We start from the raw sequence: 12,101 nt of genomic DNA, 5'->3' as shown, positions 1-12,101 counted from the left end.
TAATTTTCACTGGATCATTCATGTTTCTACTATACATTAGTATATATTTATTTTTTGACCCCAAAATGAAAATATATCACATCTATTTTATCATATTTATGAAAAATAGCATTGGTTTCTTACGTGGAAAAAGTGAACATTCTAAATTATCTCGACCTTGATAGAACTTTTGCTCTTTTTAAGACATGCTGCAAGCTACCCTTTACCTCAACATAATCCATTTCAGCTACAGGTTTTCTAGCGATAATTACATAATCTTTATGCTGATCTACAACATCCTTATGTTCTAAAAAGAACTGTCTTATCAATCGTTTAATTCGATTCCGAACAACTGCATTACCGATTTTCTTACTAACAGATAAACCAATTCGAAAATGATTTACATCCTGCTTTTCTAACACATAGACAACAAATTGACGGTTAGCAGTCGATTTCCCATGTTGAAATACATCCTGGAATTCTTTATTCTTTTTTATTCTGTATTCCTTTTTCATTAAAAACACTCCAACATTTCGTAACATCTTAAGTTCGCATTTTATTTTCAGTATAGTCATATCCTCGATTTATATAAACCTTTATATGAAAGAAAATAATTGTTTTTCATATTGTCTTAAAACTAGAAAAAAGACCACTGACATTTCAGTGGTCTATGCTGATAATACTTTTCTTCCTTTACGACGACGACGAGCTAGAACTTGACGTCCATTTTTTGTGCTCATGCGCTTACGGAAACCATGTACTTTGCTGTGTTTACGATTATTTGGTTGATACGTTCTTTTCATTATATGACACCCCCCTTGGGAATTTACAATCATTCAAAGACAGTCTAGATAATTATAGAGAAAATCATAGTAAAATGTCAACCTTATTTAGGTGCTATATTTTGGATACACTAAAAACAACCTCAGATCAGCCCCAGAATCAAACATAAATTGTGAGGTAATAACATATTATTATATAAGTAAGTTTCTCCTATACAAAGGTTTCTTCAAAGGACATGTTCTTCAAATTAATTTATCCCCCCTCAGACTGTGGACAACTTTTTCCGACAAAAATCTCCTTTTCCAAAAGTTATCGACAGCCTTCACACATTATATAGTATTGTGGAAATCTTTTTTCCACAAGGGATAGTAATTGTGGATAACTTATTAAAAACCATTGATTTACAAGGGAATATTTGATATCATATTTGTGTTTTCACTCTTCATAACTTCTTGTCCTATTTTTCATTATCCACAACCTGTGGATAAAATGTGGACACTTTTCCAAAGATGTTTATAACAATTTGTCCACAATATGTGAATTCTGTCGAAAAGATGCTTTTCTACTATAATATATATTATGCACATTTTATACCTAATGTATATTTATAAAATGGCATGCATTCATTGATTTTATAGTTGTACAAAACTTAAACACAACAAGAATTTCAGCTAATCTTGCTTAAAAGGAGGGATACATTTGGAGAATATTGCAGACTTATGGTCTAAGGCATTAAAAGAAATTGAGAAAAAATTAAGTAAACCAAGTTTTGAAACATGGCTAAAGTCAACGAAAGCACATGCACTTCAAAACGATACATTAATAATTACTGCACCAAATGAATTTGCCCGTGACTGGTTAGAATCTCGATATTTACATCTAATAGCTGAAACAATTTATAGTCTGACTGGTGAAGAACTAAGCATTAAATTTATTATTCCTCAAAATCAGTTAGAAGAAGATTTTGAATTTAAGGCACCTGAAAAAAAGATCCTTAAACAAGATGATCCAATTGAATTGCAGCAAAATATGTTAAACCCAAAATATACATTTGATACGTTCGTTATCGGTTCTGGTAACCGTTTTGCTCACGCAGCTTCACTTGCAGTTGCCGAAGCTCCAGCAAAAGCCTATAATCCACTGTTTATATATGGGGGCGTTGGATTAGGAAAAACCCACTTAATGCATGCAATTGGTCATTATGTGATAGATCATAACCCAAGCGCAAAAGTTGTTTATTTATCCTCTGAGAAATTTACAAATGAATTTATTAACTCCATTCGTGATAACAAAGCTGTCGATTTTCGGAATAAATACCGAAGTGTTGATGTCTTACTAATAGATGATATTCAATTTCTAGCTGGGAAAGAACAAACACAGGAAGAATTTTTCCATACGTTTAATACGCTTCATGAGGAAAGCAAACAAATTGTCATTTCAAGTGATCGTCCACCAAAAGAAATACCAACACTTGAGGATCGTTTAAGATCCCGCTTTGAATGGGGACTAATCACTGATATCACTCCTCCAGATTTGGAAACAAGAATTGCCATTCTGAGAAAAAAGGCAAAAGCTGAAGGATTAGATATCCCAAATGAAGTGATGCTATATATTGCGAATCAAATCGACACAAATATTCGTGAGCTTGAGGGTGCACTTATAAGAGTTGTCGCTTATTCGTCCTTAATCAATAAAGATATCAATGCTGATTTAGCGGCAGAAGCATTAAAAGATATTATTCCGAGTTCAAAACCAAAGGTCATCACTATCTTTGATATTCAAAAAACTGTTGGACAACATTATAGTGTGAAGTTAGAAGATTTCAAGGCGAAAAAGCGAACAAAATCTGTTGCTTTTCCTCGCCAAATTGCCATGTATCTAGCACGTGAATTGACAGATTTCTCCCTTCCAAAGATTGGAGAAGAGTTCGGTGGTCGAGATCATACGACAGTCATTCATGCTCATGAGAAAATCTCGAAATTATTGCAAACAGACTCACAATTGCAAAACCAACTTAAAGAAATACATTCACTACTAAAGAGTTAACTAAAAAAGTAGAACCTTAATAGTGTTGATAACTTACTGTCTGTTATACACAGTCTGTCCACATGTGGATAGGCTGTCTTTCCTTTAAGAAATCTAACTTATCCACATACTAACAGGCCCTACTATTACTTCTACTATCTTTTATTCTTTTAAATAACTATATATGCTTAGAAAAATTGGCATGAATCTGAGCTTTTTTAATAGGAGGATTAATCATGAAATTTATCATACAAAAAGACAATCTTGTTCAAAGTGTTCAAGACGTGATGAAGGCTGTATCATCCAGAACAACAATTCCAATTCTTACTGGGATTAAAATTGTTGCGACTAGAGAGGGTGTTACTTTAACAGGAAGTGATTCTGATATTTCGATTGAATCCTTCATTCCTGCAGAAGAAGATGGAAGTGAGATTGTTGAGATCAAACAACCTGGTAGTATTGTTCTTCAAGCTCGTTTCTTTAGTGAAATTGTTAAAAAATTACCTAGTGATTCAGTGGAAATTGAAGTTGAAAACCAATTATTAACAATTATTCGCTCAGGACGTGCGGAATTTAATTTAAATGGTTTAGATGCTAATGAATATCCACAATTACCTCAAATTGAAGAAAATAATGTGATAAAAATCTCAACTGATTTATTAAAAAACATGATTCGACAAACAGTGTTTGCTGTTTCTACTTCTGAAACTAGACCCATCTTGACAGGTGTAAACTGGAAGGTGGAAAATGGCGAATTAACCTGTATTGCAACAGATAGTCATCGACTAGCTTTAAGAAAAGCTATGATCGAAACAGCAGTACAAGATACGTACAATGTCGTTATTCCAGGGAAAAGTTTAAATGAACTTAGTAAAATTCTAGATGATAATACTGAATTGGTTGATATCGTTATTACAGAGAACCAAGTATTATTCAAAACAAAGCACTTACTATTCTACTCTCGTTTACTAGATGGGAATTACCCTGATACCTCTCGATTAATTCCTAATGAAAGTAAGACAGAGGTCATTGTTTCAACAAAACTGTTCTTACAATCAATTGATCGCGCCTCTTTACTTGCAAAAGAAGGTCGAAATAATGTTGTAAAGCTTTCTACAAATCCAGACAATGTGATTGAAGTTTCCTCAACCTCTCCTGAAATTGGTAAAGTAGTTGAAGAAGTTCAAACAGAGTCAATTGAAGGCGAAGAATTGAAAATATCATTTAGTGCAAAATATATGTTAGATGCATTAAAAGCACTTGAAGGATCAGAAATTCGTGTAAGTTTTACCGGAGCAATGAGACCATTTTTAATTCGTACACTCCATGATGAGTCTATTCTTCAACTGATTCTTCCAGTTCGAACATTTTAATTTGTGATGTAACTTTAGTTTATGCTACTAGGGAAAGAAACCTGGTAGCTTTCTTTTCTCTTTTTCATTTTTTTAGTAAAATAAAGAAAGATGGTGAATTCTTTTGTCAAAAGAAATTCAAATTTCCACAGACTATATAACATTAGGGCAATTTTTAAAATTAGCTGATGTGATTTCAACAGGTGGAATGGCTAAATGGTTTTTAAGTGAACATGAAATTTTCGTGAATGGTGAATTTGAAAACCGACGAGGTAAAAAGTTAGTTCCTAATGACATTGTGGAAATTCCAGAGTTTGGATCGTTTATTATTAAATCCTAATTTCTCATTTAGAAATAAGGTATGATAGAATTATGTACTTAAGGCAAATTTACTCTTCCTCCATGACGAGTATCATTTGCCTTTCGTCTTGGATATTCCAAGATTTCCAAAAAAGTGGGTGAATCCCTTTGTTTATTGAAGATATCAAGTTAAAGAATTACCGTAATTATTCTAATCTTGAGATGCAGTTTGAAAATAAAGTGAATGTAATATTGGGTGAAAACGCCCAAGGTAAAACGAATGTGATGGAATCAATCTATGTATTAGCCATGGCAAAATCACATCGTACATCAAATGATAAAGATCTTATTCGCTGGGACGAAGAGTATGGTAAAATAGAGGGTAGGCTTCAAAAACGAAATGGACCTCTATCGTTACAGCTAGTCATTTCCAAAAAAGGTAAAAAAGCGAAAAGTAATCATTTAGAACAACCAAGACTTAGTCAATATATAGGGAGCATGAATATCGTTATGTTTGCTCCAGAAGATTTAAATCTAGTAAAAGGCAGTCCAGGGATCCGTAGAAGATTTATTGATATGGAAATTGGGCAGGTATCAGCTGTTTATTTACATGATCTAAATCAATTTAACAAAATTCTTCAACAGCGAAATCATTATTTAAAGCAGCTCCAAACAAAAAAACAACATGATAAAACGATGCTTGATGTACTTACTTTTCAATTAATTGAAGTAGCTTCAAAAATTGTTATTAAGCGATATGAGTTTTTGAAACTCTTACAGGATTGGGCTGAACCGATTCATCATGGAATCAGTAGAGGGCTAGAATCATTAAAAATTCAATATAACCCTTCAGTTGATGTATCAGAAGGTATTGAATTGTCGAAAATGATAGAAGTATATGAAGAGAAGTTTGCTAAAATAAGAGAACGGGAAATTGAACGTGGAGTTACCCTAGCTGGACCTCATAGAGACGATTTATCGTTTTTTGTGAATGGAAGAGATGTTCAAACCTTTGGTTCACAAGGGCAACAACGAACGACCGCCCTCTCATTGAAACTAGCGGAAATTGAGTTAATTCAGTCTGAAATTGGTGAATATCCAATCTTGTTACTTGATGATGTGCTCTCAGAGTTAGATGATTATAGACAATCACATCTCTTGAATACAATTCAAGGCAAGGTCCAAACGTTTGTGACAACCACAAGTGTAGAAGGAATTAATCATGAAACATTGAAGCAAGCAGCAACTTATAACGTAACAGAAGGTGAAATGACAAAGCTTAAATGAGGTGAAACATGTATGTTCATTCACATAGGAGAGAATGTCATTATTCATTCCAAAGATGTAGTGGCTATACTTGACCGTCAATTAGTTAAATCTTCCTCTATTATAAGTGAATTCTTGGAAAAACAGGCACAACCAATTGTTGAATTAACGGCAGTTGACTATAAATCAGTAGTGGTGACTGTTGAAAAGATTTATTTTTCTCCATTATCTTCAAGCACATTAAAGAAACGTTCACAGCTTCCTTTAGATATCGAATCAGTGGTTGAAGAAGAAGTTACGAAGGCATAATCATTAGTTGTTTCATAGCTTTGTCAATAAAGAATGTAGGTGATATTTATGGCGTTAGATCAAACCAATGTAAATCAACAAGCGTATGATGAAAATCAGATTCAAGTTCTTGAAGGCTTAGAAGCCGTAAGAAAACGTCCAGGGATGTATATAGGTTCAACAAGCTCAAAAGGACTTCACCATTTAGTATGGGAGATTGTCGATAACAGTATCGATGAAGCATTAGCGGGACATTGTGACGAAGTAAATGTCGTAATCGAAGCAGATAATAGCATCACGGTTACAGATAATGGACGTGGGATTCCTGTTGGTATTCATGAAAAAATGGGACGTCCTGCTGTAGAAGTTATCTTAACGGTCCTTCATGCAGGTGGAAAATTTGATGGTGGTGGATACAAAGTTTCTGGTGGTCTACACGGTGTTGGTGCGTCAGTTGTTAATGCATTGTCAACAATCCTTGAGGTTTATGTCCATCGTGATGGAAAAATCCACTATCAAAAATTTGAACGTGGTGTTCCAGCTGCTGATTTAGAAGTAATTGGTGAAACAGATAAAACAGGAACAACGATTCATTTTGTTCCAGATGGTGAAATTTTTACTGAAACATTAGTATATGAATTTGATATTTTAGCAAATCGTTTACGTGAGCTCGCATTCTTAACACGTGGTGTCAAAATTACAATTGAAGATAAGCGTGAAGAAAATAAACGTAAGGAATACCATTACGAAGGCGGGATTAAGTCTTATGTTGAGCATTTAAATCGCTCAAGAGAAGTCATCCATGAGGAACCAGTCTTTGTAGAGGGTGAGCGCGAAGGGATCTCTGTTGAGATTGCTCTACAGTACAATGATAGCTATACAAGTAATCTCTATTCATTTGCTAATAATATTCATACTCATGAAGGTGGAACACATGAGTTTGGCTTCAAAACAGCATTGACAAGAATAATTAATGACTATGCTAGAAAGCATCATATTTTCAAAGAAAATGATTCCAACCTTACTGGTGATGATGTTCGTGAAGGTTTGACTGCTATTATTTCTGTTAAACACCCTGATCCACAATTTGAAGGACAAACAAAAACAAAGCTTGGAAACAGTGAAGCACGTACGGTAACTGAATCTGTTTTCTCAGAGAAGTTTGAAATGTTTTTATTAGAAAATCCTTCAGTGGCTAAGAAAATTGTTGAAAAAGGTGTCATGGCATCTCGTGCAAGACTTGCAGCGAAAAAGGCCCGTGAATTGACTCGACGTAAAAGCGCACTAGAAGTGTCAAGCTTACCTGGGAAATTAGCTGACTGTTCGTCTAAAGATCCTGCAATAAGTGAAATTTATATTGTTGAGGGTGATTCAGCTGGAGGATCAGCTAAACAAGGTCGAGATCGTCATTTCCAAGCAATTTTACCACTTAGAGGAAAAATTATTAACGTAGAAAAAGCACGCCTTGATAAGATTTTATCTAATAATGAAATTCGTGCGATGATTACGGCTTTAGGAACCGGAATCGGAGATGACTTTGATATTTCTAAAGCACGTTATCATAAAGTTGTGATTATGACGGATGCGGATGTCGATGGTGCACATATTCGTACACTATTGTTAACATTCTTTTATCGTTATATGCGTCAAATTATTGAAAGTGGTTATGTGTATATTGCTCAACCACCTCTTTATAAGATTCAACAAGGGAAAAAAATTCAATATGCTTATAATGATCGTCAACTTGAAACAGCACTGCAGGAGTTACCTAGCCAACCTAAGCCTGGTATTCAGCGTTATAAGGGTCTTGGAGAGATGAATCCAGAACAGCTTTGGGAAACAACAATGAATCCTGAAGGACGTTCAATGCTTCAAGTTAGCTTAAGAGATGCGATTGAAGCAGATGAAACCTTTGAAATGTTAATGGGAGATAAAGTTGAGCCAAGACGTAACTTTATTGAAGAAAATGCAAGTTACGTTAAGAATTTAGATATTTAAAAGAAACGTTTGTTTTATGCAGTTGAGCTAAGGGGATCCCCTTAGTTACATCATGCAGATACATGATTTAGCAAATATAGATTCATATCTTTTGACCCTAGTTAGGGAGGTTTTTGAATGTCTGAGACACAAGGTTCTCAAGTTACTGAAATTAATATAAGTCAAGAAATGAAGGCGTCATTCTTAGATTACGCAATGAGTGTTATCGTTGCCAGAGCACTTCCTGATGTAAGAGACGGACTTAAGCCCGTACATCGTCGTATTCTATATGCAATGAATGATTTAGGAATGACTTCCGATAAAGCTTACAAGAAGTCAGCACGTATTGTTGGTGAAGTAATCGGTAAGTACCATCCACATGGAGACTCTGCTGTTTATGACACAATGGTTCGTATGGCTCAGGACTTTAACTATCGCTATATGCTAGTTGATGGACACGGAAACTTCGGATCTGTCGATGGAGATGCAGCAGCGGCGATGCGTTATACGGAAGCTCGTATGTCAAAAATATCAATGGAGCTTATCCGTGATATTAATAAAGACACAATTGATTATCAAGATAACTATGATGGTTCTGAAAGAGAACCAATTGTTCTTCCATCACGTTTCCCTAATCTCTTAGTTAATGGAGCTGCGGGAATTGCTGTTGGAATGGCGACAAATATTCCACCACATCAGCTAGGAGAAGTAATTGACGGAGTTCTTGCATTAAGTAAAAATCCAGATATTACAATCCCAGAATTAATGGAACTAATCCCTGGACCGGATTTCCCAACTGCTGGTCTATTATTAGGTAGAAGTGGGATACGTAAAGCATATGAAACCGGTAGAGGTTCGATTATTTTACGAGCGAAGATAGAAATTGAAGAAAAAAGCAATGGGAAAGAAGTTATCATTGTTAACGAACTTCCATACCAAGTAAATAAAGCTAAATTAATTGAGAAGATTGCTGAATTAGTAAGAGATAAGAAGATAGATGGCATTACAGATTTACGTGACGAGTCTGACCGAAACGGTATGCGTATCGTAATGGAGGTCCGTAAAGATGCTAATGCAAATGTCTTATTAAATAACCTTTATAAGCAAACTGCTCTTCAAACGAGCTTCGGGATAAATCTATTAGCTTTAGTAGATGGACAACCTAAAGTACTTAATCTTAAACAATGTCTATATCATTATCTTGAGCATCAAAAGGTTGTTATTAAACGTAGAACTGCTTTTGAACTTCGTAAAGCAGAAGCAAGAGCCCACATTCTAGAAGGATTACGTATTGCTCTTGATCATTTGGATGAAGTAATTGCATTAATCCGAGCTTCTCAAACAACTGAAATTGCTAGAGAAGGCTTAATGACTAGATTTGGATTATCTGAAAAACAAGCTCAAGCAATTTTAGATATGAGACTTCAAAGATTAACAGGCTTAGAGCGTGAAAAGATTGAAGAAGAATATCAAGGACTTGTTCAGTTAATTGCTGAATTAAGAGCAATTCTAGCTGATGAAGAAAAGGTACTTGAGATCATTAGAGAAGAGCTACTAGAAGTGAAAGAGCGATTCAATGATGTTCGTCGTACTGAAATTGTTGCAGGTGGTCTTGAGTTGATTGAAGACGAGGATCTTATTCCGCAAGAAAACATTGTCGTAACACTCACTCATAATGGCTACATTAAACGATTACCAGTTTCCACTTATCGTAGTCAAAAAAGAGGTGGACGTGGAATTCAGGGAATGGGGACAAACGAAGATGACTTCGTTGAACACCTATTAACTACTTCAACGCATGATACCATTCTATTCTTTACAAATAAAGGGAAAGTATATCGTTCGAAGGGTTACGAAATTCCGGAATACAGCAGAACAGCAAAAGGGATTCCAATTATTAATTTACTTGAGATCGATAAGGATGAATGGGTAAATGCAATAATCCCTGTATCTGAATTTGCTGATGACTGGTTCTTGTTCTTTACAACGAAGCAAGGGATTTCTAAACGTTCTCCATTATCATCATTTGCTAATATTCGTACAAGCGGTCTAATTGCCGTAGGCTTACGTGATAATGATGAATTAATTTCTGTGAAATTAACTGATGGCACGAAGGATATTATTATTGGTACACAAAATGGGATGTTAATTCGATTCCACGAAACTGATGTTAGATCAATGGGTCGAACAGCAGCGGGTGTTAAGGGTATTACATTAGACGACAGTGATGAAGTTGTTGGAATGGAAATACTTGAAGAAGGTGTCGACGTATTAATCGTAACGAAGAAGGGTTATGGAAAACGAACACCTGAGAGTGAGTACCGTGTACAAAGCCGTGGTGGTAAAGGATTAATCACATCGAAAATAACAGAAAACAATGGAGAAGTTGTTGCGGTAAAAGCTGTAACAGCTACTGAAAATGATTTAATGTTAATTACAGGTGCTGGTGTCCTTATTCGTATGGCAGTTGAGGATATTTCACAGCTAGGCCGTAACACACAAGGTGTCAAACTTATTCGCCTTGGGGAAAATGAATTTGTTGCGACGGTTGCGAAAGTACAAAAAGAAGAAGAGCATGATGAAGATGTAACGGACGAAGAAGGAAATATTATTACCTCAGAAGAAACAGTAGAAAATGTAGAATTAGAAGAAAATGATAAAGAGAATGAATAATCATGAAGGAACACTTTAATAGTGTTCCTTTTTTTGGTAAAATAGTCCTATAACTAAAGGTCTTCAAAGGGGTAGTATGACATATGAGAGTAAAGATAAACCAATTAGTAGAGGGATGTATTCTAAAAGAGAGTGTAACTTCGCTCTCCAATAAACCTATCATTCAATCAAGTACCGTATTATCAGCTCAAACTCTTCAAGTATTAAAAGCTTTTTTAATTCGAGATGTCTATGTTGAACCATTTCTTGAATCTGGACTTCCCTTTTTACCTGAAGAAGTGGTTGAGGATCCGACTGATGTGAAAAAGCTTGATAATAGTTCGTTTTATGAGGTTTACATAAATACAGTTAAGGAATATAAATTACTTTTTTCAAATTGGCAAGCTGGTGTACCTATTGATATAAGCAAAATTCGGTCTCTCATTGTACCTTTAATTGAGATTGCTTTTAAAGAACCCCATCAAATTTTTGATTTACATCGTTATTCAACACCAGAGGATTATATGTATCATCATTCTGTTTCAGTTGGAATTATTTCCGCTTATCTAGGAAAGAAATTACACTATAAGCAAGGTGATTATAATCAATTAGCTATTGCGGGCTTTTTGGCTGACTGTGGTATGGCTAAAATTGATCCAAAAATTCTTCATAATGGAGGAAATTTATCTTCTGCTGAGTACAATGAATTAAAACAACACCCAGTGTTAAGTTATAAAATGTTAGAAAAATTATCACTCTTAAAAGAAAGTGCGAAGCTAGCCGTACTTCAACATCATGAAAGAATAGATGGTTCAGGCTATTTTCTAAAAATCTCTGGAGAACAGCTTCATCCGTTTGGAAAGATTGTTGCTCTTGCGGATGTATATCACGCGATGTGTTGTGATAAAGCTTATCGTCAGAAGAAATCACCCTTTGTTGTCATTGAAGAGATAGCTCAAGATTTATTTGGGAAATTTGATGTTCAATTGGTCAATTTATTAACTCATGAGGTTGCTAAACTATCAATTGGAACTGAAGTAATTCTGTCAAATAACCAAATAGCTAAAGTAATCTTTATTGATGATCGATACCCGACAAGACCAATGGTTGATATTAATGGTAGTTACATTCAATTATTGAAAAGGAAAGATCTACATATAGAACGAATTATTAATTAATAATTAGTAATGAGAGAAAGATAAATTCTATTCTCTCTTTTTTAATTTTTCACTTGATAAGTAATGATATAATCTGGTATACTATTTCGAGTCAGCAATTTTCATAACAAAACATTTTGATAAAAAAGTGTTGACGAACGAATGGGTTACATGGTATATTAATAAAGTCGCTTCAACGAGACGACATTAAAAGTTCTTTGAAAACTGAACACAATAAACAAGCGTCAACGTTTTATCAAGTAACAAATTATTGAGCAATCAATACTCTTTTTGGAGAGTTTGATCCTGGCTCAGGATGAAC

General features: G+C 34.7%; 10 protein-coding genes. 8 read left to right on the top strand and 2 right to left on the bottom strand.

Annotation, left to right across the window (positions count from 1 at the left end; all coding sequences use genetic code 11):
* Positions 1 to 146 precede the first annotated feature (146 nt).
* Both rnpA and rpmH read right to left on the bottom strand, forming a co-directional pair.
* Positions 147 to 494: a ribonuclease P protein component gene (gene rnpA / locus F7888_RS20135; RefSeq protein WP_191782787.1), complete on the bottom strand. Its 348-nt coding sequence runs from the start codon at positions 492 to 494 to the stop codon at positions 147 to 149.
* 153 nt (positions 495 to 647) lie between these two features.
* On the bottom strand, positions 648 to 782 hold the full coding sequence (gene rpmH, locus F7888_RS20130; RefSeq protein ID WP_090853918.1) for a 50S ribosomal protein L34: 135 nt from the start codon (positions 780 to 782) through the stop codon (positions 648 to 650).
* Between the two features lie 679 nt (positions 783 to 1,461).
* Here rpmH and dnaA point away from each other — a divergent pair.
* The 8 genes from dnaA to F7888_RS20090 all read left to right on the top strand — a co-directional run bounded on the left by dnaA (position 1,462) and on the right by F7888_RS20090 (position 11,800).
* On the top strand, positions 1,462 to 2,808 hold the full coding sequence (gene dnaA / locus F7888_RS20125) for a chromosomal replication initiator protein DnaA (protein WP_191782785.1): 1,347 nt from the start codon (positions 1,462 to 1,464) through the stop codon (positions 2,806 to 2,808).
* A gap of 215 nt (positions 2,809 to 3,023) precedes the next feature.
* A complete protein-coding gene (gene dnaN / locus F7888_RS20120) occupies positions 3,024 to 4,160 on the top strand; it encodes a DNA polymerase III subunit beta (RefSeq protein WP_191782784.1) in 1,137 nt (378 codons plus the stop codon).
* A gap of 103 nt (positions 4,161 to 4,263) precedes the next feature.
* Positions 4,264 to 4,479: a S4 domain-containing protein YaaA gene (gene yaaA, locus F7888_RS20115; protein ID WP_191782781.1), complete on the top strand. Its 216-nt coding sequence runs from the start codon at positions 4,264 to 4,266 to the stop codon at positions 4,477 to 4,479.
* 128 nt (positions 4,480 to 4,607) lie between these two features.
* Positions 4,608 to 5,726 carry a DNA replication/repair protein RecF gene (recF, locus tag F7888_RS20110; protein WP_191782779.1) on the top strand — a complete coding sequence of 373 codons (1,119 nt, stop codon included), beginning with the start codon at positions 4,608 to 4,610 and terminating at the stop codon, positions 5,724 to 5,726.
* 12 nt (positions 5,727 to 5,738) lie between these two features.
* Entirely contained in the window at positions 5,739 to 6,014 is a 276-nt protein-coding gene (remB, locus tag F7888_RS20105; protein WP_191782777.1) for an extracellular matrix regulator RemB, read from the top strand.
* 48 nt (positions 6,015 to 6,062) lie between these two features.
* Entirely contained in the window at positions 6,063 to 7,991 is a 1,929-nt protein-coding gene (gyrB, locus tag F7888_RS20100; protein ID WP_191782775.1) for a DNA topoisomerase (ATP-hydrolyzing) subunit B, read from the top strand.
* A 117-nt stretch (positions 7,992 to 8,108) separates the two neighbouring features.
* Entirely contained in the window at positions 8,109 to 10,643 is a 2,535-nt protein-coding gene (gene gyrA, locus F7888_RS20095) for a DNA gyrase subunit A (protein WP_191782773.1), read from the top strand.
* Between the two features lie 83 nt (positions 10,644 to 10,726).
* Positions 10,727 to 11,800 (top strand): HD-GYP domain-containing protein, encoded by a 1,074-nt coding sequence (locus F7888_RS20090; RefSeq protein WP_191782771.1) that lies wholly within the window; start codon positions 10,727 to 10,729, stop codon positions 11,798 to 11,800.
* The last annotated feature ends 301 nt before the right edge of the window (positions 11,801 to 12,101 follow it).

This window comes from Litchfieldia stipae (genome assembly GCF_014837155.1).
Taxonomy (GTDB): Bacteria; Bacillota; Bacilli; order Bacillales; family Bacillaceae_L; genus Litchfieldia.
This window is presented reverse-complemented; position numbering and strand designations above follow the sequence as displayed.